Here is a 25,937-nt window from a genome sequence, read left to right as displayed (position 1 = left end):
CTCCGTATGACTGCCTCATCCCCGTTAGTTCGTGTCGAAGCCCTTGCGCCTCAGTTCGTCGAGCAGGCTGGCGCTTGGGCGGCGCGACTCGGCTTGCCTTCGCAGGCGGATGAGGCGGAGTTCGCCCTGCAACTGGGTGAAAACGGTCTTCAACTGCAGGTGCTCGGCCCCCAGGCGCCGGGGCCGGTACGGGTAGATTTCGTCGAGGGCGGCGCGGCGCATCGGCGCCAGTTCGGCGGCGGCAGCGGGCAGATGATCGCCAAGGCAGTCGGTATCCAGCCCGGCATCCGCCCACGCGTGCTGGACGCCACGGCAGGGCTCGGGCGCGACGCCTTCGTCCTGGCCACGCTGGGTTGTGACCTGGTATTGTTCGAGCGTCAGCCGCTGATTGCCGCGTTGTTGGAAGACGGCTTGGCACGGGGGCGTCTGGACGCCGACGTGCGGCCTATCGTCGAACGCATGCACCTGCAGCAGGGCAACGCCATTGAGCTGATGGCGGGCTGGCAAGGCGAGCCGCCACAGGTGATCTACCTCGATCCGATGTTTCCACACCGGGAAAAGAGCGCTCTGGTGAAAAAGGAAATGCGCTTGTTTCGGCCCTTCGTTGGCGACGACCTGGATGCCGGCGCCTTGCTCGAGCAGGCCCTGACGCTGGCCAGCCACCGCGTGGTGGTGAAGCGGCCGCGTAAAGCACCGACCATAGACGGCCCCAAGCCGGGTTACTGCCTAGAAGGCAAGTCCAGCCGCTACGACATCTACCCGAAGAAGAAGCTGTCCGCCGAGGCGTGAATGCTGGCGTAAAGCCTCGGGCAGATCGGCTCGTGCGCTTTGATGCATCGTTGCGCTTGCTTAATCTAGCCAACAGTGGCATTCCTAGACCAGGCCGTTTGAGGTCTGAACGGTGGTTACCTAGATCGCGTAGAAGGAAGAGCATATGCAGATCCAAGTACATAGCGATAACCACATCGAAGGAAGCGCCCGTCTCGTAGACTGGGTCAGCGCCAATGTCGCCGACAAGCTCGATCGGTTCGACGACGAAGTCACCCGCGTCGTGGTGCATCTGAACGACGAGAACGGCATCAAGGCTGGTGCCCACGACAAACGCTGCCAGATCGAGGCGCGCCCCAAGGGGCAGCAGCCCGTCTCCGTTACGCACAAGGCGGCATCCCTTGAATTGGCCGTGGATGGGGCCATCGACAAGCTCAACAACGCCCTCAAGCATCAATTCGGCAAGCTGCGCAGCAAACGCGCAACCGCCCCGACCCCGGTCGAAGGCGAGACGCTCGAAGTCGAAGGCAGAGATGCCCTGCTAGAGGAAGATTTCCTCGCTGACGAACAACTGCGCGCCTTCTGAACCTTCTACCAAAGGGCCTGCCTAGCAGGCCCTTTGCATTCCCAGCCCTCCCTGCCGACACCGCCTCGCCGGGCCATTGCCCGCACCAGCCTGCTTCGATTCGCCATTGCGCTGGCCGACCACCGGACCTTTCGGCCGCTGATGGATGTGCTATACCCCATTGGAGGTACTACGCGAGGCGCGCCACTGTAGGGCGTACCTGGCTTGTAGCGGACACTGAAGAAAAGGGGGGCAACTAGCCACATGGGTGCGCGTCGAAGCCGCCCACGGCTGTCAGCAGAGAGAGGTGACACCATGACCATGATGCAATGTGAATACCGCGATCACGTCATTACGGCCGAAGTAATGGAGCATCCCGGCACACCGACGCCCTGGGCTGGCGGCTGCCGTATCAGCAATCCACAAGGGCAGGTCACTCGGCGGATGGCGCTTCCGGTCGGGCACGCCTTCATGGCGGAACTCGAGCAGGCGCAGCGGGCCTCCATTGCCCACGGCAAATGGCTCGTCGATCAATGCCTCGACCAGGGTCGGCAACTGTTCGACAAGGCCGCCTGAATCCCCTTTGGCGGGCCTCGCCCTGGCGCGGCCCGCTTGTTTGTTTCTGGCTGAGCGTGGCCAGAGGCGTTTCGTTGAACTGATGGTCGTCCCGCACCCTCTACTGAAGGCAACGCCCATACCCGATGGGCGCCAATCGACGTGGACGAGGAGCCGTTCGATGGAACTTCCAAACAAAGACATGAGCACATTGTTCGAGCAGCTGGGCCTTCCGTCGGATCCGGCCAGCATCGACGATTTCATCGCCAGTCACGCGCCGCTGCCGAACCATATGAAGCTTGTCGAAGCGCCCTTCTGGAGCGATGCCCAACGCGCCTTCCTAAATGACGAGTGGCTGGAGGACGCCGAGTGGGCGCCGATCGTCGACGAGCTCAATGTCCGCCTGCACGAAGAGCAGAACCAGCCCTGATGAGCCACTGGCCTATCGACCGATAGTGGCTGAGAGCAGGCTATCGGTCCGATAGCGTCATGGTGCAGAACCCCTGCCGGTCGATGGCGCCTAAAGAACTCCCGCCCCGATAGTTCCAGGAGCCCTCATGACTGAAGAGCGAAGCACACTCACGACCCGGCAGGGTCACCCTGTCAGCGACAACCAGAGCCTGCGCAGCGTGGGCGAGCGTGGCCCGGCGACACTCGAGAATTATCAGTTCATCGAAAAAATCAGCCACTTCGACCGCGAGCGTATCCCTGAACGGGTTGTCCATGCCCGCGGTACGGCCGCCCATGGCTGGTTCGAGGCCTATGGCAGGATCGGTGACGAGCCGGCCGGCAAGTACACCCGTGCCAAAGTGCTCACCAACGCTGGCGTGCGTACCCCGGTGTTCCTGCGCTTCTCGACGGTGATCGGCGGTAAGGAGTCGCCCGAAACAGCGCGCGATCCCCGCGGCTTCGCGATCAAGTTCTATACCGAAGACGGTAACTGGGACCTAGTGGGCAACAACCTCAAGGTGTTTTTCATCCGCGATGCGATCAAGTTTCCCGACATGATCCACGCCTTCAAGCCGGACCCGATTTCCAACCGCCAGGAAGCCTGGCGCTTCTACGATTTCGTCCAGCACCACCCCGAAGCGTTGCACATGGTCACCTGGGTCAAGAGCCCCTGGGGCATCCCGGCGGACTACCGGCACATGCAGGGTTCCAGCGTGAATACGTACAAGCTGGTCAACGACAAGGGAGAGGCGGTGCTGTGCAAGTTCTCCTTCGAGCCCAAGCTCGGCGTGAAGAACCTGACCGCCGAGCAAGCCGCCGAGATCCAGGCGAGGGACGTGGGCCACGCTACCCGCGACCTCTACGATGCCATCGAGCGCGGCGAGCATCCGGAGTGGGAAATGGCCGTGCAGATCATGTCCGACGATCCGCACGACGAACTCGACTTCGACCCGTTGGACGACACCAAACGTTGGCCCGAAGACCGCTTTCCGCTGTTACCGGTGGGCAGGTTGGTGCTCGACCGCAACCCGTCGAATGTCTTTGCCGAAACCGAGCAGGCAGCCTTCGGGACCGGCGTGCTGGTCGATGGAATCGACTTCTCCGATGACAAGATGCTGCAAGGCCGAACGCTGTCCTATTCCGACACGCAGCGCTACCGCGTGGGTGCCAACTACCTGCAATTGCCGATCAACGCCCCGAAGAAGCCGGCGGCGACCAACCAGCGCGACGGCGCCATGGCGCATTTCGTCGACGGCGCGGGCGAAAATCCCCATGTCAATTACGAGCCCAGCTCCTTGGGTGGCCTGAAAGAGGCACCCAAGCCTGCCCACGACTACCACCCGTTCGTCGAAGGGCACCTTGGGCGTTACCAGACCACCAGGGCGCAGGCCGATTATCGCCAGGCCGGCGAGCGCTACCGCAGCTTCGAGGATTGGGAGCGTGAGGATCTGATCGCCAACATCACCGCAGACCTGAAGGATTGCCCCGAGCACATCTGCTTGCGGATGATCTGGCATTTCTGGCACTGCGATCCCGATTATGGCCAGCGACTGGCGGATGGCGTGGGTGTCGATATCGAGAAAGCCAAGGCGTTGCCGCCACTCGAGGGCCGCGCCGCGCCGGGCGAAAACCTGGTGGGCCCGACCTACAGCAGTGGCCGACAGGAAGGCCGCGACAAGCACGACGAGGCGTGATGCACGAGGTTCGCCGCCATACCTGGCGGCGAACCGCTGTCGCGGTGGTTTAGCGAGCAAATAGCTGCCGCTGAACCCTCGACAATCGCCCTCGCCATTCCTCGTTTGGCTGCCGCATGGCGTAGGCCTGAGGCCATCAAATCTCTAGAATCCGCATCTTTGCGCGCCGGGCGCGCCCCGCCAGAGAAGGACCGACATGACTTCGGAATCCACCGCTTCCCACATCGATATCGACGCACGTTACGCCAGCGCCAAAGCCCTTGCGCTCGAGGCAGCGGAGATGGGCATGGCGTTCTACCGCCGGCGCGAAGCGCTGACGGTCGAGCACAAGGGCGACGACTTGCAGGACGTGGTCAGCATCGCCGACAAGCAGATCGAAGCCTTTATCCGTGAACGATTGAGCCAGCGCTTCCCTGAAGACGGCTTTCTCGGCGAGGAGAGCGGCTCGGCCGATCTCGGCGCGCGTTGCGTCTGGGTCATCGACCCGATCGATGGCACCGCCTGCTTCGTCAACGGACTGCACAACTGGTGCGTCTCCATCGGTCTGCTGATCGACGGCGAACCGCATCTGGGCGCCATCGCCGACCCGAACCACAACGAGCTGTTCCATGGCTGTCTGGGCAAGGGCGCCTTCGTCAACGACACGCGCTTGAGCGTCAGCTCCGCGACACATGTGGGGCAGGGCGTGACCGCGACCGGCACCTTCCACCCGCGTGGCAAGGAGCATTTCATTCCGTTCATGGAGAAGCTGCTGGCCGAAGGCGGGATGTTCTTCCGGAATGGCTCCGGCGCCTTGATGACCGCCTACGTGGCCGCCGGACGGCTACTCGGTTACTACGAGACCGAGCTGAAAAGTTGGGATTGCATGGCTGGGCTGGTGCTGGTCAAGGAGGCGGGTGGCCGGGTCAATGATTTCTTCCGTAACGATGGCCTGCTCAAGGGCAACCCCTACCTTGTCGCCTGTCCAGGCGTGTATCCGCAGCTGGCGGAGATGATCGGGCCCTCGCTGGACGCCTGAGCAACCGGCTGACCGCGGCGCCCGACTCGGGTGCTGCTTCATCCCAAGGTATCGAGAAGCGCTGCGGCTGACGAACCGGGACGACCCTGTCGTCCGGGCTCGCCAGGGCGACGCTACGCTCAGGTCCGCAGTTCGGGTGGTACGGTGCCGCCGTGTTCGGCGAGCTTGTGCATGACGGTGCGGTGCAGCCAGATATTCATCTGGGCCGAGTCGGCCAGCTTGTCCTGTGGGCACCCCAGTTCGGTGGCCAGCTCCTTGCGCGACTCCAGGCTGCTGTCGAGGCCCAGCAGCTTGAGCAGATCGACGATGGAGGTCCGCCAGTTCAGCTTTTCGGGATGATTGGCGGCCATGGCGTCCAGCTTGGCCGGGACATCGACGGCGGCGGTCGGCGATCCGCCGGCTTCGAGGCTTGGCGCCGCGCCAGGCGGCGTGGTCGTCGCATTGTGCGCAGCGGTCGGACGCTCCGAGTCGACGACGGTGTCCCGCGCATGCGCGTTCGGCGTATTGCTCGGGTCGACCGGCTTGTGCGCTTCGTTGCTGACGCCACCCAGGCCCAGCTTGTCTTTGATCTTGTCGAACAGACTCATTTTGCGATCCTCGGTTGATGTGGTCCTGATTGGACCCTCGCGGCGCTCGGCTCATTCCCTCCCGCAGGTCGGAACCAGGGGCGCCAGGACGACCGGCTGTCCGGTTGCGCCTGGGATCTCGTGGATGGCGAGCGGCTGCTGGAACAGGGCTGGTCTGGCGCTATCGGGCTCAACGGTCCCGCTGCCGCCTGAGGTCGGGTCCGCGGCTCGACGGTCAGCCCTTCGCCGTGTGCAGTACCACGTTCTGTTTGGCCTGGTCGGGCAGGGTGACGCCGGCGGCACGCAACGCCGCGACCAATGCCTTGCGGACCTCCGAGGTGGTGAAGACGAAATCCGAGCGCCTCGAATCGCACCAGAACTCCACATCGAACACCGGCTCGCTCGAGCCCAGCTCGCGCAGAGTGACCGACGCGGGCGGCGTCTCCAGGACGCCCGGGGTGTGCTGTGCAGCCCGGCACATGATCCGGGTGACCGCCTCGATATCCACCTCGTAGCCGAGCGTACAGACGACCTTGCCGCGGCGTATGGGCGCGGCGGTGTTGTTGGTGACGCGGGAGGTGAAGGTTTCGGCGTTCGGTACCAACACGCGCCGGCCGTCGTAGGTGCGAATCTGGGTGGCGCGCAGCTCGATGCGCTCCACGCTGCCTTCTGTCTCGCCGATGATGATCTGGTCGCCCAGTTCGAAAGGGCGCAAGGTCAGGATCAGCAAGCCGCTGACGAAGTTGGACAGGATGTCCTTCAGCGCGAACCCCAGCGCGAGACTGGTCAGACCCAGGCCCGTGGCAAGGGTGCCGGGCTCCACCCCGAAGGCGCTCGCCGCGACGATCAGGCCGAGTAGCCAGACGGTGTAGTAGCTGACCTGGCGAACCAGATTCTCAACGGTCCGGTCGTCGCCCAGACGGTTGAAGAGGGCCCGTACCAGTGCCCGCACGCCAACCGCCAGCCCCCAGAACAGCAGGAGCACCAGCAGGGCGGCGAGTACCCTGGGAATGACTTGCGTCGCAGATTCGAGCAGGCGGGCAAAGGCGGTTTCGATGCCGGCCTGAATCGACGTGAGGAAGCGTGCCCGCTCTGAGTCGCGGCGGTCGGCGGCTGTCGCCAGGGCGCGATCGACCGATGCCGCCCATTGCCGGGCCAAGGCATCGACCGTAACGCCGTTGGCTTCGGCATCCATCGGCGTAACTTCCAGCAACGTGCGCCCGGCAACGCTGATCTGGCGGCTCTCGCCGCCTTCGCCCACGTTCTCGATGCGCGAGCGGGTGATGCATGATCCGGGTGACCGCCTCGATATCCACCTCGTAGCCGAGCGTACAGACGACCTTGCCGCGGCGTATGGGCGCGGCGGTGTTGTTGGTGACGCGGGAGGTGAAGGTTTCGGCGTTCGGTACCAACACGCGCCGGCCGTCGTAGGTGCGAATCTGGGTGGCGCGCAGCTCGATGCGCTCCACGCTGCCTTCTGTCTCGCCGATGATGATCTGGTCGCCCAGTTCGAAAGGGCGCAAGGTCAGGATCAGCAAGCCGCTGACGAAGTTGGACAGGATGTCCTTCAGCGCGAACCCCAGCGCGAGACTGGTCAGACCCAGGCCCGTGGCAAGGGTGCCGGGCTCCACCCCGAAGGCGCTCGCCGCGACGATCAGGCCGAGTAGCCAGACGGTGTAGTAGCTGACCTGGCGAACCAGATTCTCAACGGTCCGGTCGTCGCCCAGACGGTTGAAGAGGGCCCGTACCAGTGCCCGCACGCCAACCGCCAGCCCCCAGAACAGCAGGAGCACCAGCAGGGCGGCGAGTACCCTGGGAATGACTTGCGTCGCAGATTCGAGCAGGCGGGCAAAGGCGGTTTCGATGCCGGCCTGAATCGACGTGAGGAAGCGTGCCCGCTCTGAGTCGCGGCGGTCGGCGGCTGTCGCCAGGGCGCGATCGACCGATGCCGCCCATTGCCGGGCCAAGGCATCGACCGTAACGCCGTTGGCTTCGGCATCCATCGGCGTAACTTCCAGCAACGTGCGCCCGGCAACGCTGATCTGGCGGCTCTCGCCGCCTTCGCCCACGTTCTCGATGCGCGAGCGGGTGATGCCCTGGGGCGTTTCCAGCACGGCCGCCAGCTGGCGTTCGATCTGCCGCGCCCGGGGCCTGGCCTCCAGATCGGCAGTGGCACCGATGCGAAACAGCGCGCGACCATCGAGGCGCACCGTGGCGACACTCTCCTGTGCCAGCAAGGGCGTCGCCGCCAGTGCCTGGCAGGCGATCATCAGCAGCGTCAGCCAAAAGGCACGCAAACGTGGAGAATCGATCAGCGGTTCAGGCATGGATGGCTGCAGTCCACAAGCGAGTTGCCCGGCGGGGAAACAGACAGGCCGCCTGAAGACGGCGGCCTGTCGATGAAGCGTGTTCCTGAGCCGATGCTTGCGCGATCGGCCGGCGGAGTCCGTCCCTAGAACACCAGCATGAACAAACCGATCACCACCAACAGGCCGATCAGAAAAATGATGCCGATTGTGCTGCCCAAAAACTTCAGCATGGGGATGACTCCTTTTGCAGTGGGTACATCATTTCCGACTGGGGAGGCCTCTGATCGTTCAGAGATGCGGCCGAGCGGTGCCGATGCGTCAGAGGTGCTTGTAGATCAGTTGCAGCCCGGCGACCAGCATGCCGACGCGGGCGATACGGTAGAACCAGGCGTGATCGACGCGTTTGTGCAGCCAGAGTCCAGCCCAGACGCCGAAGGGTACGATGGGCGCCAGGCTCAGGCTGAGCAGCAGGTTTTCCCGATTGAACTGGCCCAGCGCCGCGTAGGGGATCAGCTTGATGGCATTGGTCATCAGGAAGAACAGGTTGATGGTCGCGACATAGCGCAGTTTGTCGAGCTGCTGCGGCAGCAGGTGCATCATGATCGGAGGCCCGCCGGCGTGGGCCACGAAGCTGGTGAATCCTGCGATCGAGGAAAGCATGACGCCGCGCCCGCGCTGCAGAGGCCGCGGTTTGTCGTTGCGGTTGAACAGCCCGAGCAGTACGAATCCCACCGCAATGGCGCCCATCAGCAGCCCGATCAGGCGCTCATCGAGCATGCCGAAGCTCAGCGTGCCCAGCGCGATGCCAATCAGTGCGCCTGGCATCATGACCTTCAGGTTCGCCTTGTCCCAGTGACCGATATACGCCCTGAGGCCTACGACATCGGCCAGGCAAAGGATCGGCAGCATGACCGCCGCTGCCTGCTTGGGCGAGATGGCCAGCGCCAGCAAGGGCACGGCAATGCCGCCGAGGGCGCCACCGAAGCCGCCTTTGGACAGTCCGGTGAGAAAGATCGCGGGCAGCGCGAACAGCAGGAATTCAGACAGCGTCATGGAGGCGGCACTTATGCGGAAGCGTTACAGGAGGACAAGAACAGCGCCAGATGATCGCATGTTCCCAGTCGAGCGGACGGTGAGCCTTGCGCAGGCCACCGAAACAGCGCCTTGAACGACCCAGGACGCCGCCGGGGATAGGTCATTGCCAATCGTGGTCAGCATGAAGACGCACCGGTGCATGCGTCGGTTCGCGTTGTCATCAAATACGCCATCGGGAGTGCCGCATGCCAATTCGCCATCTCGCTTTGCCCGCCATCCTCGGCGGTCGCTCGCTGGGGCAGGCCCTGATCGGTTCGCTGTTGCTTGCCGCCGGCTCCGTCAGTCAGGCGGCAGACGCGGGCGAAACCGAGCGTCTGGTGAGCTTGATCAACGATTTCCGCACCTCCGGCGAGGGCTGCAATGGCGAGAAGATCGAACCGCTCGGCCCACTCGCCCCGGTTGCAGCGCTGGCGGCGATCCCCGCCGGCTCCGGGGCGCGGATGCAGCAAGCACTGCGCGAATCCAACTACCGGGCGGCCAACTTGCAGGCCATGGCCGTGAGCGGACCGACCGATGCGGCTACCGTGATGCGGCTGTTCAAGCAGCGCTACTGCAGTGCGTTGCTGAGCAAGAAATTCGCCGAGCTGGGTGTGTCGCGCGACGGCAGCACCTGGCAGGTGGTGCTGGCCAAGCCATTGCTGAGTGATGACCTGGGCGATTGGCGAGAGGCGGGCAAGGCCATTCTCGAGCAGGTCAACCAGGCCAGGCGCGAGCCACGTCGCTGCGGCAAGCAATCGTTCGATGCCGCTCCACCGGTAAGCTGGAATTCAAAACTGGGCGATACGGCGCTCGCTCACAGCCGGGACATGGCGCAAAAGGATTATTTCAGCCACCAGGGGCGCGACGGAAGCCAGGTCAGTGATCGCGCGCAACGCCAGGGCTATCGCTGGCAACGCATTGGCGAAAACATCGCCGCCGGCCAGGGATCGGCCGAGCAGGCGGTGTCAGGTTGGCTCGCCAGTCCGGGGCACTGCCGGAACATCATGAATCCGGATTTCACCGAAATGGGCGCCGCCTACGCGACGAATCCCCAGAGCGCGGCCACCGTCTATTGGACCCAGGTGTTCGGCCGGCCGCGCTGAGAGGCTGGGATCAGGGCATTCCCTCCAGCCAGTTGTGCGCCTCGGTGGCCTGATGTTGGTCGAATGCCTTGACCGTCAGGCCGGGAATCAGCGCGCCTTCGATCTCGCTGGCTTTCCTCATCCATTCCTTGGCGCAAACCACTGCGCAGCGGTCAAAGCGGCGTATGAAGCGGAACATCTGCGGGATGCGTGACAGCTCGACGCCAACCGCACCGAGGGTGGGCATGTCGAAATCGCCCACCCGAAAGAGCATCTGGCCATGGACGATGCCTTCGGACTTTCGCATCAGCTCGTCGAGGGCGAAGCGCATCTCGATGCTATCGAGCTTGCCGGAGAAATCCACGTCGATACGTTTATCGCCTATGCGGGTTACATGGAACATTGCTCGCTCCTTCGTTGGATAACGGAACGCAATCGTTATGTTCACCATAGCCCCTCCACAGCGCGTATTCGAGCAAACGCTCGGGCAACGCCCGCGGCGCGCTGCGGCAACCTACGCGGTTGCCGGGAAAATGGCCGGGAAGGGCGCACGCAGGCCCTCTGTTTCAGGGGTTCCGGCGTGATGATGGACGGTATTAAAGATAGCTGATTCGCGGCCGAGAATAGAGCAACCACGCCACCACCGCCGGGGAGACCCGCCGGTCGTTGCGCCCGCTTGGACCATCGGACGATTTGCATGACCAGCACCCTGGCAAACGCTATCCAACGCCTGCTGCGCGGCATTGGCCTGCGCACCATCAACCTGCAGTTCTTCTTTTCCTACAGCCTGATTTTCCTCTGTGCGGCATTGACGGCAGGTGCGCTGTTCATGTCGGTCAAGGACGCCAATCAGATCGACATGGCCGGCGCGCAGCGCATGCTCAGCCAGAAAATGATCAAGGAAGCGCTGCTCGCCGCTCAGGGCGTGGGCAATCCGGCCGATGTCGACAAGACCATCGAGCGCTTCGAGCAATCGCATCGTCTGCTGCTGCAAGGTGACCGGGCCAAGGGCATCGCGCCGGTCGAACTGGACAGTGCCAAGGCGCCGCTGCAGCGCGTCGACCAGATCTGGCAGCACTATCGGCCCGCGGTGAAAGCCCTGGCGGCCGGCCAGCAGGCCGATCTGAAGGCGGTCGCGGCCGACGCCAACGACCTGCTTGCCGCTTCCAACGAAGTGGTCTCGTTGATTTCCGCCGAGGCCAACCGCAGCGCGTCGCAGCAACTCTGGGTCGCCTTGGGCTCGACGCTGACCGTGCTGTTGCTGGTGGTGTTCGGCCGTATCGCCGGCATGAACTGGCTGATGCTGCAGATCGACGAACTGCGCGGTCGGCTGGAGAAGGTCAGCCAGGGCGATTTCTCCGCGCCGCTACAGGTGCGCCACGCTGATGACGAGATTGGCATGATCACCATCGCCTACAACCGCTTGCTCGATCAGGTCGGCGAAATGATCCGCGGCGTGCGCCAGGCGGCCGATGAGGCTGATGGCCAGTGCAAGCGCATGGCGAGCCTGGCCGGCGAGAGCGCTCGCAACGTCGAAGGTCAGCAGGCCGAGATCGACCAGGTGGCTACCGCGATGAACGAGATGCTCGCAACCTCCCAGGAAGTGGCCCGCAGCACCGTGGAGGCGGCCAACGCCGCCGACATAGCCGAGCAGGAAACCAACACGGGAAGCGCTGTCATGAACGCGTCGGTGGGTGCTATCCGTACCCTCAGCGGGCATGTCGATGGTCTGTCGCAGGTTATGCAGCAGCTGGTGCAGGACAGCCACGAAATCGGCAAGGTACTCAACGTGATCAGCGGCATCGCCGAGCAGACCAATCTGTTGGCGCTCAACGCCGCGATCGAAGCCGCCCGCGCTGGTGAGCAGGGCCGTGGCTTCGCGGTAGTCGCCGACGAAGTCCGTAGCCTGGCCAGCCGGACGCAGAGTTCGGCCAAGGAAGTCAGCCTGTTGGTCGAGCGCCTGCAAAGTCAGGCCTCGCGCGCCGGCGAAGCCATGGACGCCTCGCGGCAAAGCAGCGACACGACGTTGAGTCAGATCGAGGCGGCTCAACATGCGTTGGGGCAGATCGTCGCGGCGGTGCAGACGATCCGCGGCATGACCAACCAGATAGCCACTGCGGCCGAGGAGCAATCGCAGGTTGCCGAGGACATGAATCAGTCGCTGACGCGCATCGCCCGGGTCGCCGACCAAGCGGCCAGCGCCACGCACGATACCGCCAGTTCCGGACAGACGATTATGCAACGTATGGATGGGTTGAAGTCGCTTACTGGCCGGTTCCGACTGGGCGCGTGATGCGCAAACACGGATGCTGGCTATTGAGGTGTCCACAGACCTGAGCGGCGGGCTGCGAGACGGGTGAAGGCCCCCGCGCGGATGGCGGGGGCGAAGGGATCAGTCCTGGCGGCTGGTCACTTCCAGCAGGTGGTAGCCGAACTGGGTTTTCACCGGCCCTTGTACCTGGTTCAGCGGGGCGCTGAAGACCACGGTGTCGAATTCCTTGACCATCTGACCGGGGCCGAACGAGCCCAGATCGCCGCCCTGGCGGCTGGACGGGCAGGTGGAATTTTCCTTGGCGACCTGGGCGAAGTCGGCACCGCCTTCGATAGCGGCTTTCAGCTCGTTACACTTTTCTTCAGTGGGTACGAGAATGTGGCGGGCAGTGGCTCGGGCCATGGGGTATCACTCCGTCTTGAGAAGTCGCTGAGCCTACCCTAATCGGTGGCGATTCGAAACGCTGCGGCCGTCAGGCCGCATGTACGTCTGTCGTGTTGCTCTTCGCCGGCTGCGCCTGCAGGTACTGCTGCAGCTGGCTCACCTCGTCCGGGGTGAATGCCAGGCCGAGCTTGGTACGCCGCCAGAGGATGTCTTCGGCATTGCTCGCCCACTCCTGATGACGCAGGTAGTCCACCTCGCGCGCATAGAGGTCCTTCCCCAGGCGCTCTCCGAGCCCGGCAACCGAGCGAACGTCACCAAGCAGCTGCCAGACGCGACGGCCATAGAGGGTGGCCCAGCGGCGGGCCAGCGAACGCTCGAGACCGTCGACGCTGCTCAGCAGCTCTTCGCTCAACGACTGCGCCGTGGTCATGCCTTCTCCGCCGGGTAGCGGCGCGCTTGCCGTCCAGCTGTGGCCCATCTGCGGAAAGAACGGCTTGAGCTGCTCCATCGCCGACTCGGCCAGCTTGCGGTAGGTGGTCAGCTTGCCGCCGAACACCGACAGCAACGGCGCCTGCTTTTCTTCCGCCGCCAGCGACAGGGTGTAGTCGCGGGTGACGGCCGAGGGATTGTCCGATTCGTCGTCACACAATGGGCGCACACCGGCGAAGGTGTGGATGATGTCTGTCGGCTCGAGTTGCTTGCGAAAGTGCGCATTGGCAACGCCCAGCAGGTAGGTGATTTCTTCTTCGCTGATGCCGACCTTCGCCGGGTCGCCACGGTACTCACGATCGGTGGTGCCGATCATGGTGTAGCGCTCCAGGTAGGGAATGGCGAAGACGATGCGGCGGTCCTCGTTCTGCATGATGAACGCCTGCTCACCTTCGTACAGTCTGGGCACGATGATGTGGCTGCCCTGGATCAGGCGGATGCCGTAGGGCGAGCGCTGCTGCAGGTTTTCGCCAATGAACTTCGCGACCCAGGGGCCCGCCGCGTTGACCAGCGCCTTGGCGCGCAGGGAAAAGCGCGTCCCGTCCTGACGCTGCAGTTCCACGTGCCAGATACCACCGGCGCGCTTGGCGCTCAGGCACTGCGTACGCGTGTGGATATGCGCACCGTTCTCCCGAGCAGCCATGGCGTTGAGCACGACCAGGCGGGCATCGTCGACCCAGCAATCGGAATATTCGAAGCCGCGCTTGATGGCCGGCTTCAATGGGCTGTCGTCGCCGAAGCGCAAGCTGCGCGACGCCGGCAGCTTTTCTCGCTTGCCGAGGTTGTCGTAAAGAAACAGCCCGGCGCGGATCATCCAGGCGGGGCGCAGGTGCGGTCGGTGCGGCAACACGAAACGCATCGGCTTGACGATGTGCGGCGCCTTGGCCAAGAGCACTTCGCGCTCGGCCAGTGCCTCGCGTACCAGGCGAAATTCGTAATGTTCGAGGTAGCGCAGCCCGCCGTGGATCAGCTTGCTGCTGGCCGAGGAGGTGTGGCTGGCCAGGTCATCGCGCTCGCACAGGAACACGGACAGACCACGTCCGGCGGCATCCGCAGCGATACCTACACCATTGATGCCGCCGCCGATAACGGCGAGGTCGTACAGCTCGGAGACGCTCTCAGTCACGAAATTCTCCTCAAGAACGAACATTTATTTTCGAATGTGAACATCCTAGCTCATAAAAGAACTTTCCTCCACAGGCTATGTTCATTTTTTATATCAAAAGAAAATAATCGAAAGGATATGAGCTATCTATTGGTGCTGAGGCTTGAGCGGTTGCGGCAAGGCAGGGTAGGTTGAAATAGCCGCAGGCGTATTCCGACATAAGAAAGGCCGGCGCGGTTGCGCTGTTGGTTGGGGCATGCTCGAGTCGAGGCTGCTGACGGAAGCGCCTGCGGCGATTCCATCCTACAAAGGCCCCCTACGGGTGTTCGGCCGGGTAGGTTGAAATAGCCGCAGGCGTATTCCGACAAGGCAAAGGCTGGCGCGGTTGCGGTATTGGTTGGGGGCATGCTCGAGTCGAGGCAGCTGACGGAAGCGCCTGCGGCGATTCCATCCTACAAAAGCCCCGTATGGGTGTTCGGCCGGGTAGGTTGGAGTAGCCGCAGGCGTATTCCGACAGGCAAAGGCTGGCGCGGTTGCGGTGTTGGTTGGGGGCATGCTCGAGTCGAGGCAGCTGACGGAAGCGCCCGCGGCGATTCCATCCTACAAAGGCCCCCTACGGGTGTTCGGCCGGGTAGGTTGGAATAGCCGCAGGCGTATTCCGACAAGGCAAAGGCTGGCGCGGTTGCGGTGTTGGTTGGGGGCATGCTCGAGTCGAGGCAGCTGACGGAAGCGCCCGCGGCGATTCCATCCTACAAAAGCCCGTATGGGTGTTCGGCCGGGTAGGTTGGAGTAGCCGCAGGCGTATTCCGACAAGGCAAAGGCTGGCGCGGTTGAGGTGTTGGTTGGGGGCATGCTCGAGTCGAGGCAGCTGACGGAAGCGCCTGCGGCGATTCCATCGTACAAGGGCCGCCGCACGGATGTGGGGCACGCGCGGCGGCCCGTTTGGGCCGGTGACGTAATCAGTCTGTGACTTCCAACTTCACGTTGTGCCGCGCCAGCAACTCCATAAAGGTCTCCGGCGGCTGCGCTTCGGTAAAGAGCATATCGATCTGCTCGAGCGAGCCGAGGCGGGTCATCGCGTTGCGGCCGAACTTGCTCGAATCCGCCGCGAGGAAGACCTGGCGCGCATTGTGGATGATGGCTTGCGATACCCTGACTTCCTGATAGTCGAAGTCCAGGAGCGTGCCGTCTTCGTCTATGCCACTGATGCCGATCAGCGCGTAATCGACCTTGAATTGACTGATGAAATCGGCCGTCGCCTGGCCGACCACGCCGCCGTCACTGCGCACGTTGCCGCCGGCGATCAGGACATCGAAATCTTCCTTGGGACTGAGAATGCTCGCCACGTGCAGGTTGTTGGTGATCACCTTGAGGTCACGATGGCTGAGCAGCGCGTGGGCGATGGCTTCAGTGGTGGTGCCGATGTTGATGAACAGCGACGCCTGATCGGGAATGTGCGCGGCCATGGCGTCGGCGATGCGGCGTTTCTCGTCACGCATCTGGCGGGCGCGTTGGGTGTAGGCGGTGTTCTGCACGCTGGAGTCATGGGCGGCGCCGCCGTGGTAGCGGCGCAACAGACCCGCTTCACCGAGCTGATTGATATCACGGCGGATGGTCTGGGGCGTCACCGCAAACTGTTGTGCCAGCTCTTCGATGCTGACGTAGCCGCGCTCGCGCACCAGTTCGAGAATGCTCTGCTGTCGTGGGGCCAGACTCATGGAGGCTTCCTTCTTATCGATATGCCGCGAAGGATGCCGCAGTCTGGGCTTTGATTAAAGAATTGTTCGTTTGCGAATAGGCGCGCCCGGCGCGGTTGGGAGCCGGGCCGGGCGCGATGTGTAGCTCGCTTGGATGTCCGGGCTACGCTTCTTCCCAGTCGCGGGTGCGACCCACCGCTTTCTTCCAGCCCTTGTAGAGTGCCTCACGCTTTGCATCATCGCAGGCGGGCTCGAACACCCGTTCGATGGTCGCTTTGCTGCGCAACTCGTCCAGGCTGCTCCAGAAGCCGGTCGCCAGGCCTGCCAGGTAGGCGGCGCCCAAGGCGGTGGTTTCCTTCATCTGCGGGCGCTCGACGTGGGTACCGAGCAAGTCGGCCTGGAATTGCATGAGGAAGTTGTTCGCCACCGCGCCGCCATCCACGCGCAACGAGCGCAGGCGTTCACCAGCGTCCTGCTGCATCGCGTCGAGTACGTCGCGGGTCTGGTAGGCGATGGATTCCAGCGCGGCGCGGATGATGTGGTCGACCTTCACCCCCCGAGTCAGACCGAACAGGGCGCCACGGGCGCGCGGGTCCCAGTAAGGTGCGCCGAGGCCGGTGAAGGCGGGGACGAGGTAGACGCCATTGCTGTCCTGAACTTTGGTGGCGAAATACTCGGAATCCAGCGAATCGTTGATCACCTTCAGCTCGTCGCGTAGCCACTGCACGGTGGAGCCGCCGTTGAAGATGGCGCCTTCGAGCGCGTAGTTCACTTCGCCCTTGGGGCCGCAGGCGATGGTGGTGAGCAGCCCGTGCTCGGACTGCACGGCCTTGGTCCCGGTGTTCATCAACAGGAAACAGCCGGTGCCATAGGTATTTTTCGCCTGGCCCGGCTCGACGCACATCTGCCCGAACAGCGCGGCCTGCTGGTCGCCGGCGATCCCGGCGATGGGAATGCCGGTGCTCTGACCGGAGCCGAGGTAGGCGTGGCCATAGACCTCGGATGAGGAACGGACCTCCGGCAGCATCTCGCGCGGGATATCCAGCGTTTCCAGCATCACCGGGTCCCAGTCCAGCTTGTGGATGTCATAGAGCATGGTGCGCGAGGCGTTGGTGTAGTCGGTGACGTGGGCCTTGCCCTGGGTCATCTTCCAGATCAGCCAGCAGTCGACGGTGCCGAACAGCAGCTCGCCGCGGCGGGCGCGCTCACGACTGCCCTCGACGTGATCGAGGATCCACTTGATCTTGGTGCCTGAGAAGTAAGGGTCGATCACCAGGCCGGTGGTCTTGCGGATGTGGTCTTCCATCCCGTCACGCTTGAGCTGATCGCAGATCGGCGTGCTCTGGCGGCTCTGCCAGACAATGGCGTTGTAGATCGGCCGGCCTGTGTTCTTGTCCCAGACGATGGTGGTTTCGCGCTGGTTGGTGATACCGATCGCCGCCACCTGCTCATTGGTGATGCCGGCTTGGGCCAGGGCCTCGACGAACACGCCGCTCTGGGTGGCCCAGATTTCCATGGGGTCGTGCTCGACCCAGCTTGGCTGCGGGTAGATCTGCGCGAATTCGCGCTGGGCGATGGTCACCACGTTGGCGTTGCGGTCCAGCACGATGGCTCGGGAACTGGTGGTGCCCTGGTCGAGGGCGACGATGAATTGCTTATTGTTCTGGGTGCTCATGGTGTCAATTCCTAAACGGGCCGTTGAGAGCGTAGGCGAGGCGGGCAGCACAAGGCAAAGTTGGACGCAGAGCGGCTTTCAAACCGATGCATGCGTACCCCGCGTGCTGGCGTCATCGCTTGTTCAACGTGCTTCGTGGGCGGTTACATCCTGTTGGGTAAAGCGGCTGGTTTCGGACTTGCTCTCTGGGGCTGCACAGGCACCGCCGCCCAGGCTGGGCAGATGGCGGCAGATCAACGCCTTGTAGCCGGCAGCGCCAATGCAGGCGCCCAGCACCGGTGCGATCAGCGGGACCAGTACATATGGAATGTCCCGTCCGCCAGTGAATGCGACGTCACCCCAGCCGGCCAGGTAGGTCATCAGTTTCGGTCCGAAATCGCGCGCCGGGTTCATCGCGAAGCCGGTCAGAGGTCCCATCGCGCCGCCGATCACGGCAATCAGCAGGCCAATCAGCAAGGGCGCCAGCGGGCCGCGGGGCAGGCCGTTACCGTCATCGGTCAAGGCCATGATCATCCCCAGCAGGATCGCGGTGATCACCACTTCCACCACGAATGCCTGAGCAACCGATAAGGAGGCGTGTGGATAGGTGGAAAATACCGAGGCCAGCTCAAGACTGGCGACGCTGCCGCGGGTCATGTGCTGCGCTTGTTCGAAATCGAAAAACAGACTGCTGTAAAGACCGTAAACCAACGCAGCCGCGCAGAACGCGCCAGCGGTCTGGGCGAGGATGTAGGCGGGCACCTTGTGGCGCTCGAAGGTGCCAAACAGCCAGAGCGCGATCGACACGGCTGGGTTCAGGTGAGCGCCGGACACGCCCGCGGCGAGGTAGACCCCCATGCTGACCCCTACGCCCCAGATTATGCTTATTTCCCAAAGACCTAGCTCAGCGCCGCCGAGCTTCATCGCGGCTACGCAACCGGTGCCGAAAAAGATCAGCAACGCGGTGCCGAGGAATTCGGCAATGCATTGGCCCCGTAGCGTCGGGGTGGGCGGATTACTCATGCGCAGAACCTCTTCTGAAACTGTTGTTGTTATATTCCGAATACTGCGATGGTTCGGAAATGTTCGGAAGCGAAAACTTAAGGTCAAAAGCAAGCGCTGTCAAAGTAAAATTTTGAACATTATGACGGGAAGCTGACGAAAAGCCGCCTGTCCGCGTGCGTGCGGCGGTTTTTTGGCTGGCAACGCGATCGGTGTGCCTAGGCTGCGAGCGGTGCGTCGGTGTCGGGCACGGGCTGGTTGAGGTGGGCACGACCGGGCTGACTGTGCTGAGTGAGCGAGCAGCTGGTTGAGATGGCGGTCTATCGAGACGCGGCGTAGCCGATCAATGGCGCTTGGTTTGCGCGGCGCCGAGCGCTTCGGCGGGATGGTTTCGAGGGGGCTGAGGCCGGCTCAGGATCCGGGCGAAGCCTGCTCGGCCGGCCCGTTGCTTTCAGTGCACCCATCGAGCGGTGTGCGTACCGCTCTCCGCTCGTGTCGGCCGAGCTGAAGCGCCCTGTCGAAACCCGCGCGATCGACAGGCCAGGGGCCGCGCCGGCTTAACGCCGCAGACGCGACAGCGTCGCCGGATCGGGTTCAGCCGCGTAAAAAGCATCCAGCACCGCCTGGAACAGGGTGCGCTCGGGTGCGACGCTGGCAAACAGGGTCATGCTCGATCGCAGCTTCATATCGTCAGGCGAGCCGAGAATCTGTCGCGCCGGACGTTCCGCGTGGTCGAGCAACGCTTCGGCACAGGCTTCCAGGCGCGGTCCGAGCAGCGGATGCTGCAGGTAGGCGGCCGCTTCATCAGCGTCACTGATGGCGTAGCGCCGTGCCATGTCGCTGTGGCCGAGGCCCGCAATCTGCGGAAAGATGAACCACATCCAGTGGCTCTGTTTGCGGCCGGCTTGCAGTTCCGCCAGTGCGCGTTCGTAAACGGATCGCTGTGCATCGACGAATCGCTGCAGATTGTGCGGATCGCTCATGGCCTGCTCCATCAATGGCTGTCGAACATCTAGAGGCCCTGCGCAGGCGGTCGATCCATCGCAGTCTGTCCGATTCGCCGAATGGTTGCGGTCGATACGCCGGTGTCGTTCATAGGCGCATGGTCGCAGGCAGAGCCTGCTCCTACACACAGCGAGGTGTTTCGTGGAGCACGACCCTGTAGGAGCGGGCTCTGCTCGCGACCGGAGGGTGCGGATCTATGCGCCGGTGTCGGTCTGGGCGCTTGATCGCAGGCAGAGCTTGCTCCGACACACAGCGAGGTGTTTCGTAGAGCACGGACCTGTAGGAGCGGGCTCTGCCCGCGACCGGAGGGTGCGGATCTATGCGCCGGTGTTGGTCTGGGCGCTTGATCGCAGGCAGAACCTGCTCCGACACGAAGCGGGGTGTTTCGTGGAGCACGACCCTGTAGGAGCGGGCTCTGCCCGCGACCGGAGGGTGCGGTCTATGCGCCGGTGTCGGTCTGGGCCACGCGGTCGCAGGCAGAGCCTGCTTCTACACAAAGCGGGGCGCTTCGTGGAGCACAGTCCTGTAGGAGCGGGCTCTGCCCGCGACCACCTGGGTGCGGAGCTATGCGCCGGTGTTGGTCTGGGCGCTGGGTCGCAGGCAGAGCCTGCTCCTACACACAGCGAGGTGTTTCGTGGAGTACGACCCTGTAGGAGCGGGCTCTGCCCGCGACCGGAGGGTGCGGAGCTATGCGCCGGTGTCGGTCTGGGCGCTGGGTCGCAGGCAGAGCCTGCTCCTACACAAAGCGAGGTGTTTCGTGGAGCACGACCCTGTAGGACCGGGCTCTGCCCGCGACGGGTGGGTGCGGATCTATGCGTCGGTGTCGGTCATGGGCGCTTGGTCGCAGGCAGAGCCTGCTCCTACACAAAGCGGGGTGTTTCGTGGAGCACGGACCTGTAGGAGCGGGCTCTGCCCGCGACCGGAGGGTGCGAATCTTTGCGCCGGTCTTGGTCAGGGCCACGCGGTCGCAGGCAGAGCCGGCTCCTACATGCGCGATTGTGGGGGCGGTCCCGTTGTGTGTGGTGGCCGCGGCGGGGGCTGCGGCAGGCACGTTACCGCTTGGCGTTGAAGCAGCCCTGGCACAGTCTGAACTGGCGGCCGGCGATGGGCATGGCCCTGCCGCATTTCTGGCATTGACGGTTGCCGCCCGAGAGCTTGCGCCGATCCGAACTGCGCGGCTTGCGCTGGCGTGACAGCTCGCGGGTGATGGCGCCGTTGAGTAGGCTGCGGTGCTCTTCGGCCTGTTCCAGCGCCGGGAAATGGGCCGGCAGCGTGCGCGCCAGGTGCAAGTAGGTTTCGATGACGTGCAGCGAACTCTCCAGGGTGGCGAGGTCGGCATCGATGATCAGCCGCGGCAGGGGGATCTCCTTGTCCTGCGCGACCTTTTTCAACCATTGCTGGGCGTGGTGGCTGGCTGGGCTGTCGAGGCCGCCGCGGATCGGCGTGCAGGCGAAGATCCAGCGCAACGGCAGGTCGATGGTCGGATCGTCGATCAGCTTGATCCACTCGGCCAGTTCGTCGGGCAGGATCGAAATGAATTCGTCGCCGTAGTTGATGTTGCGGTTGAAGGTCAGCCAGGCCCGCAGCAGGCTCGGCTCGTTCATCAGCTCGGAGATCGCCTGCAGGTGCTCGATGGACGGCCGCACCTGGAATTGCGACAGGTCAACCGGCAGATCCGCGCTGTAGAACAAGCGCTTGATCGACTGCAGCGTCTGGCCGTCGAGCGCCGTGATCAGGCCGCTGTCGTGATGGCCGAAGCGCCCGGCGCGGCCGCCGATCTGCTTGACCTCCTGCACCTTGAGCTGGCGATTCTGGATGCCGTCGTACTTCTCGTCGGTGTAGAAGCACAGGGTATGCGCTGGCAGGTTGAGACCCATGCCCACGGCGTCGGTAGCAACCATGAGCTCGGCCTCACCCTCGCGGAAGCGACGTGCCTGCTCGCGGCGGACTTCCGGCGATAACGCGCCGTAGACCACCGAGACGCTCTTGCCGGTCATCTCCAGCATCGCCTTGAGTTCCAGCACCGTCTTGCGGCTGAAGGCGACCAGCATCGAGCCGGCGTCCAGCTGCTTGAGCGTGGTTGCGCGGCGCGCCACATCCACCGGCGACAGTCGTTTGGTGCGCGTGATCACCAACTGGTCTTCGCAGAGGTCACACAGGGTTTTCAGCGACGGCTGGATCAGCTCCGGGCCGGTCATGATCAGGTCCTGGGTATAGGCACTGACCAGCGCATCGACCCAGGCCCAGCCGCGTTGCGAGTCGGCCATCATCTGCACTTCGTCGATCACCACCACGTCCCAGGACTCGTGCCGAAAGCGCGCGAATTCCTCGACGGTGCAGCAATAGTGGGTGGCGCCTTCGCGGATGATCTCTTCCTCGCCGGTGACCAGCGAGCAGGGCACGCCCAGGGACTCGATGCGCTCCTGGTTCTCCAGCGCCATCAGCCGCAGCGGCGAGAGGTAGATGGCGTGGGTCACGCCGGTCATGGCCTGGATCGCCTGGTAGGTCTTGCCGCTGTTGGTCGGGCCGAGCAGGGCGGTCCAGGTGCGGGTGATGCGCCTGGCCGCGTAGAGCTTGTGGTAATGGACGAAGCGCGGGTTGTTTTCCAGCAGCACGGCGAAGGCCATCTTCTCCCGATTGTCCTCGCGGGCGAAGCGGATGGTCCGGCGCAGCTTTTTGGGCTCCATCATGAACACTTCGGTCAGACGCTTCTCACCGAGCAGCTGCAGGTCGAAATCCTGGGCTTCCTCGATCATCATCTCGAACTTGGCGTTCATGGCCTGGCGGTCTTCATCCTTGAGTGCGGCGACTTCCTGATCGCTGAGCACATGGCCCTGGCCGCCCGGGATGCGCCGCTGCATGTCCAGCGCCAATTCGCCGTGGCGCAGTTCGACCACATAACGCAGCTCGTGCTTGACCTCGTTGACGATATCGACGGCGCGCGCGGCGAAGTCGTCGAGGCGTGCAAGCCGCACGGGCAGGCGCTCCAGGCACTGCGCTTTCTGTTCATCGCTTAAGCTTGCGAACGGCTTTTCCAGCACGTGCAGGCGATCCCGGACCAGCGTCTGCACCGCGGCGCAGACGTTGCGCTCAAACTCATCGGGCGAGCGGCTGTCATCGATGCGCAGTGCGAATTCCGGCTCGAGCAGGTTCTGCACCGGGCCGCAATCCAGCGTTTTTTCGATGCCGAAGACATCCACCGTGCAACTGAAGTCGTTCACGTCCCGGTTCAGCAGCCGGCCAATCAATCGGGTCGAGTCGGCGTTTTCAAGGTTCGCCTCGACGGTTGCCTCATCGAGCCCGAGCCAGAACAGGCGCGCCGCGCGGCCGATCTCCGGCGGCTGATGGCCAAGGTAGGTGCTGAACCATTTTTCCTGGTGATTCTTCTTGGGCGCGAAGTCGGGATAGCGCTCGGTGGTCCAGTCGAGGAATCGCTGAAGTCGTTCGAGCTTGTGGGACTGGCGGTGCTTGGCTTCGGCCTTGCGCATGATCGACGCCTCTCTGATCAGGTGTGCTGCGAGTTTGGACAATCGGGCCGCGCAATACGAGCGGCACGCAGAGATGCCATGCGTCGGGCACAGGCGAGCGCGCGGCGCGAGGCCGAGGATCATATACCTGGATGCCAGGGTCCATCTGTACAGAAAGGTCGATGGGGGCGGGTATGAAGCGCGGTAGCTCGGTGTTAATGGGGACGGCGGGGTGGAGTCTTCCGCGCGATCAATGGCCGGCGTTTCCGTCGGTTGGGACGCATCTGCAACGTTATGCGGCGCGCTTGCCCGCGGTTGAAATCAACACATCCTTCTACCGCCCGCATCGCCCCACCACCTACGCCCGGTGGGCGGAAAGCGTGCCGGATGCGTTTCGCTTTTGCGTGAAGGTGCCGAAAGAGATCACCCACGAGCGGCGATTGATCGACTGCGAAGGGTTGCTCGATCGCTTTCTGCACGAATGCGGCCATCTCGGTGACAAGCTCGGGTGCCTGCTGGTGCAGCTGCCGCCGTCGCTGGCCTACGATCCGGCCAGCGCCGCTGGCTTCATCGAGGCGTTGCGCACGCGCTATACGGGCGCGGTCGCCATCGAACCCCGGCACCCGAGCTGGCTGGCGGCCGAGCCGCTGTTGCAGCAGGCGCGCATCGCCCGGGTCGCGGCCGACCCCGCTCCTTTTTCCGAGGCGGCTCAGCCGGGCGGTTGGGCCGGGCTTCGCTATTTTCGCTTGCACGGCTCTCCGCGAATCTACTACTCCTCCTACGCCGACGAGTGGCTGGATCGGCTCGCCGAGCGCCTGGCGGGCGAGTCGGCGCAGACGCCCGTCTGGTGCATCTTCGACAACACGGCCAGCGGTGCGGCGACGGCCAATACCCTGGCGATGCAGCATCGCTTGGGTTGAGGGCGGCAGGCGGAGGCGACGTCAGCGCGGGATGATGCGCACCCGTCCGGCCGTGTTGTCGCGCCGTCCGGCCTTGTCGTTGGCGGCACGACCGGGGATCGTTCCCTCGTCGGCGCCGCGGTCGGGAGATGCCGAGCCGTCGAGCTTGCGGGCGTCTTCACTGATCGAGGTGGCGTCGGGGTAGCCGGTGGTCAGGGTTTCGGTACTGGCCGTCACTGGCGTCGCATCGTCGTCGCCCCAGCTGGCGCTGCGTTCGTCGATATCGATGGCGCCGTTTCGCTCCATCAACTGCTCGACCAGCGACACCTGGCTGTCATCGTCGAGCGTGACCGTTACCACGGTGGAACCGCGGCGGGCGGCTTCGGGGTAACGGCCGGCGTGCTGGCTGGCGTCGTCGCCGAACACCTTGCTGAAGAAACTGCCGATTTTTTCCGCCACGGTGGCGTCAGGGTCTGGCTCCTCGCCGACCACCTCCACACGGCTGCTGTCGACCGCCTGCGGATTGAGAGAAGCGGAAAGCTGAATGGCATCACTGCTCACGCCCTGGCTGAGCAGTTCACGTTTGACCTGCTCGGCTTCGGCGTAGCGGTCGAAGGCCGCGATGAGAATCTGGGGCATGACGTCACCTCTCGATGCGCAGGCGGGCTGCGGTTGATATAGAGGGCGGCGCCCCGGCCGCTGCAGCCGGGCACGCCGTCCTGGAGGGTTGGGCGAAGGCGGTGGGTGAATGGTTCCCGCCGGTCGCGTTACCTGATGCGTCGACGCTCTGGGCGCACGGATCGCGCGGGCCCAGCGCCATGCGTTAACCGTTCACCACCTTGCCGCCGTTGATGTGGATGGTCTGGCCGCTGACGTAGGACGAGTCCTTGCAGGCGAGGTAAACGTAGGCCGGACCCAGCTCGGACGGCTGGCCGCATCGGCCCATGGGCATCTGGCTGCCGAAGTCCTCGAGCATCTGCGGATCGTGCTTGCCCAGGGTCGCCGGTTGCAGCGGGGTCCAGATCGGTCCGGGGGCGATCTGATTGACGCGGATATCGCGCTCGATCAGCTGTTGCGACAGGGCGCGGGTAAAGCCGTCGATGGCGCCCTTGGTCGCGGTGTAGTCGACCAGCATGGGGTGGCCGATGAATGAGTTGATCGAGGTGGTGTTGATGATCGAGGCACCGGCTTTCAGGTGGGGCAGGGCGGCACGGGTCAGGTAGAAGTAGCCGTGGATGTTGGTGGCGAAGGTCTTTTCCCACTGTTCATCGGTGATGTCTTCCAGCCGGGTCTGGACTTCCTGGCGCCCGGCGTTGTTGATTAGCACGTCCAGGCGGCCGAATGCTTCCAGCGTCTTGGCCACCGCGTCATTGCAGAAACCGCTGTCGCGGATGTCGCCGGCCAGCGACAGGCAGCGCCGGCCCTCGGCTTCGATCAACTGCTTGGCGTCTTCTGCATCCTCGTGCTCGTCGAAATAGAGGATCGCCACGTCGGCGCCCTCGCGCGCGAAGTGCAGCGCTGCTGCGCGGCCGATGCCGCTGTCGCCGCCGCTGACCAGCGCCACCATGCCGGCCAGCTTGCCGCTGCCCTTGTAATCGTCGCGAATGAATTCGGCCGGCGGGTCCATTTCGCGTTCCAGGCCGGGTAGGCGGTCTTGCTTCTGCGCATGAATCTTCGGGTAGGTCATAAGCACTCCGGTCAGCAATGGGTCGTGTAGATACGGCTGACAGGGGACGGGAAAGTTTCGGGCGGGTGCCGAGTGGCGTCTTGCGTCTGACCGGCGATCGGGAACCGCGCGGCGCCGGCTGGTAGCGCTTGGCCATCAGGCCTGCGTGGCCTATAGTGCCGCGCGCCAAGGATGGCCGCCGGACCCCAGCGTAGG

General features: G+C 63.9%; 23 protein-coding genes. 9 read left to right on the top strand and 14 right to left on the bottom strand.

Features of this window, described 5'->3' with window-relative positions:
* The first annotated feature begins 6 nt into the window (after nt 1–6).
* The 6 genes from KVO92_RS06650 (at nt 7) to KVO92_RS06625 (ending at nt 5,050) form a co-directional block, all read left to right on the top strand.
* Nucleotides 7–789 carry a class I SAM-dependent methyltransferase gene (locus KVO92_RS06650; protein WP_217474823.1) on the top strand — a complete coding sequence of 261 codons (783 nt, stop codon included), beginning with the start codon at nt 7–9 and terminating at the stop codon, nt 787–789.
* Between the two features lie 145 nt (nt 790–934).
* On the top strand, nt 935–1,354 hold the full coding sequence (locus tag KVO92_RS06645) for an HPF/RaiA family ribosome-associated protein (RefSeq protein WP_217474822.1): 420 nt from the start codon (nt 935–937) through the stop codon (nt 1,352–1,354).
* Nucleotides 1,355–1,648: 294 nt separating this feature from the next.
* Entirely contained in the window at nt 1,649–1,909 is a 261-nt protein-coding gene (locus KVO92_RS06640; RefSeq protein WP_021207567.1) for a hypothetical protein, read from the top strand.
* A 160-nt stretch (nt 1,910–2,069) separates the two neighbouring features.
* Complete coding sequence (locus tag KVO92_RS06635; protein WP_217474821.1) at nt 2,070–2,318, top strand: DUF2789 domain-containing protein; 249 nt, start codon at nt 2,070–2,072, stop codon at nt 2,316–2,318.
* Nucleotides 2,319–2,445: 127 nt separating this feature from the next.
* The gene (locus KVO92_RS06630; protein ID WP_217474820.1) at nt 2,446–4,032 is read left to right on the top strand and encodes a catalase; all 1,587 of its coding nucleotides are present in this window, start codon (nt 2,446–2,448) and stop codon (nt 4,030–4,032) included.
* A gap of 196 nt (nt 4,033–4,228) precedes the next feature.
* Nucleotides 4,229–5,050, top strand: a complete 822-nt coding sequence (locus tag KVO92_RS06625) for an inositol monophosphatase family protein (protein WP_217474819.1) — start codon at nt 4,229–4,231, stop codon at nt 5,048–5,050.
* A 119-nt stretch (nt 5,051–5,169) separates the two neighbouring features.
* On the opposite strand, the gene KVO92_RS06620 is transcribed toward KVO92_RS06625, so the two are convergent.
* The 4 genes from KVO92_RS06620 to KVO92_RS06605 form a co-directional block, all read right to left on the bottom strand.
* Nucleotides 5,170–5,637 carry a DUF3597 domain-containing protein gene (locus KVO92_RS06620; protein WP_217474818.1) on the bottom strand — a complete coding sequence of 156 codons (468 nt, stop codon included), beginning with the start codon at nt 5,635–5,637 and terminating at the stop codon, nt 5,170–5,172.
* A 214-nt stretch (nt 5,638–5,851) separates the two neighbouring features.
* Nucleotides 5,852–6,601 (bottom strand): mechanosensitive ion channel family protein, encoded by a 750-nt coding sequence (locus KVO92_RS06615; RefSeq protein ID WP_336512608.1) that lies wholly within the window; start codon nt 6,599–6,601, stop codon nt 5,852–5,854.
* The gene (locus KVO92_RS06610) at nt 6,513–7,943 is read right to left on the bottom strand and encodes a mechanosensitive ion channel family protein (protein ID WP_254621301.1); all 1,431 of its coding nucleotides are present in this window, start codon (nt 7,941–7,943) and stop codon (nt 6,513–6,515) included. The genes KVO92_RS06615 and KVO92_RS06610 overlap by 89 nt, the downstream gene beginning before the upstream one ends.
* A gap of 300 nt (nt 7,944–8,243) precedes the next feature.
* Nucleotides 8,244–8,978, bottom strand: coding sequence for a sulfite exporter TauE/SafE family protein (locus tag KVO92_RS06605; RefSeq protein WP_217474816.1), 735 nt, complete (start codon nt 8,976–8,978; stop codon nt 8,244–8,246).
* A gap of 227 nt (nt 8,979–9,205) precedes the next feature.
* On the opposite strand from KVO92_RS06605, the gene KVO92_RS06600 reads away from it, so the two are divergent.
* Entirely contained in the window at nt 9,206–10,102 is an 897-nt protein-coding gene (locus KVO92_RS06600; protein ID WP_254621300.1) for a CAP domain-containing protein, read from the top strand.
* Nucleotides 10,103–10,112: 10 nt separating this feature from the next.
* On the opposite strand, the gene KVO92_RS06595 is transcribed toward KVO92_RS06600, so the two are convergent.
* A complete protein-coding gene (locus KVO92_RS06595) occupies nt 10,113–10,484 on the bottom strand; it encodes an STAS/SEC14 domain-containing protein (protein WP_217474815.1) in 372 nt (123 codons plus the stop codon).
* A 294-nt stretch (nt 10,485–10,778) separates the two neighbouring features.
* Between KVO92_RS06595 and KVO92_RS06590 the strand changes: the two genes are divergently transcribed.
* Nucleotides 10,779–12,374, top strand: a complete 1,596-nt coding sequence (locus KVO92_RS06590) for a methyl-accepting chemotaxis protein (RefSeq protein WP_217474814.1) — start codon at nt 10,779–10,781, stop codon at nt 12,372–12,374.
* A 99-nt stretch (nt 12,375–12,473) separates the two neighbouring features.
* On the opposite strand, the gene KVO92_RS06585 is transcribed toward KVO92_RS06590, so the two are convergent.
* The 7 genes from KVO92_RS06585 to KVO92_RS06555 form a co-directional block, all read right to left on the bottom strand.
* The gene (locus KVO92_RS06585; RefSeq protein WP_217474813.1) at nt 12,474–12,755 is read right to left on the bottom strand and encodes a peptidylprolyl isomerase; all 282 of its coding nucleotides are present in this window, start codon (nt 12,753–12,755) and stop codon (nt 12,474–12,476) included.
* A gap of 70 nt (nt 12,756–12,825) precedes the next feature.
* Nucleotides 12,826–14,376, bottom strand: coding sequence for a glycerol-3-phosphate dehydrogenase (gene glpD, locus KVO92_RS06580; RefSeq protein ID WP_217474812.1), 1,551 nt, complete (start codon nt 14,374–14,376; stop codon nt 12,826–12,828).
* 914 nt (nt 14,377–15,290) lie between these two features.
* Complete coding sequence (locus tag KVO92_RS06575; protein WP_217474811.1) at nt 15,291–16,049, bottom strand: DeoR/GlpR family transcriptional regulator; 759 nt, start codon at nt 16,047–16,049, stop codon at nt 15,291–15,293.
* Between the two features lie 142 nt (nt 16,050–16,191).
* Entirely contained in the window at nt 16,192–17,703 is a 1,512-nt protein-coding gene (gene glpK / locus KVO92_RS06570) for a glycerol kinase GlpK (protein ID WP_217474810.1), read from the bottom strand.
* A gap of 123 nt (nt 17,704–17,826) precedes the next feature.
* Nucleotides 17,827–18,705, bottom strand: a complete 879-nt coding sequence (locus KVO92_RS06565) for an MIP/aquaporin family protein (protein ID WP_217474809.1) — start codon at nt 18,703–18,705, stop codon at nt 17,827–17,829.
* Between the two features lie 536 nt (nt 18,706–19,241).
* Nucleotides 19,242–19,667: a DUF1810 domain-containing protein gene (locus KVO92_RS06560; protein ID WP_217474808.1), complete on the bottom strand. Its 426-nt coding sequence runs from the start codon at nt 19,665–19,667 to the stop codon at nt 19,242–19,244.
* Between the two features lie 1,074 nt (nt 19,668–20,741).
* Nucleotides 20,742–23,177: a helicase-related protein gene (locus KVO92_RS06555; protein ID WP_217474807.1), complete on the bottom strand. Its 2,436-nt coding sequence runs from the start codon at nt 23,175–23,177 to the stop codon at nt 20,742–20,744.
* A gap of 173 nt (nt 23,178–23,350) precedes the next feature.
* On the opposite strand from KVO92_RS06555, the gene KVO92_RS06550 reads away from it, so the two are divergent.
* Complete coding sequence (locus KVO92_RS06550) at nt 23,351–24,076, top strand: DUF72 domain-containing protein (RefSeq protein WP_217474806.1); 726 nt, start codon at nt 23,351–23,353, stop codon at nt 24,074–24,076.
* Nucleotides 24,077–24,097: 21 nt separating this feature from the next.
* On the opposite strand, the gene KVO92_RS06545 is transcribed toward KVO92_RS06550, so the two are convergent.
* Both KVO92_RS06545 and KVO92_RS06540 read right to left on the bottom strand, forming a co-directional pair.
* Complete coding sequence (locus KVO92_RS06545; protein ID WP_217474805.1) at nt 24,098–24,694, bottom strand: hypothetical protein; 597 nt, start codon at nt 24,692–24,694, stop codon at nt 24,098–24,100.
* Between the two features lie 184 nt (nt 24,695–24,878).
* Nucleotides 24,879–25,742 (bottom strand): SDR family oxidoreductase, encoded by an 864-nt coding sequence (locus KVO92_RS06540; RefSeq protein ID WP_217474804.1) that lies wholly within the window; start codon nt 25,740–25,742, stop codon nt 24,879–24,881.
* Nucleotides 25,743–25,937 lie beyond the last annotated feature (195 nt).

The sequence above is a fragment of the Stutzerimonas stutzeri genome (assembly GCF_019090095.1).
GTDB classification, from domain to species: Bacteria; Pseudomonadota; Gammaproteobacteria; order Pseudomonadales; family Pseudomonadaceae; genus Stutzerimonas; species Stutzerimonas stutzeri_AN.
Note: the sequence above shows the minus strand (reverse complement) of the source record. Positions and strands in the feature narration are given on the sequence as shown.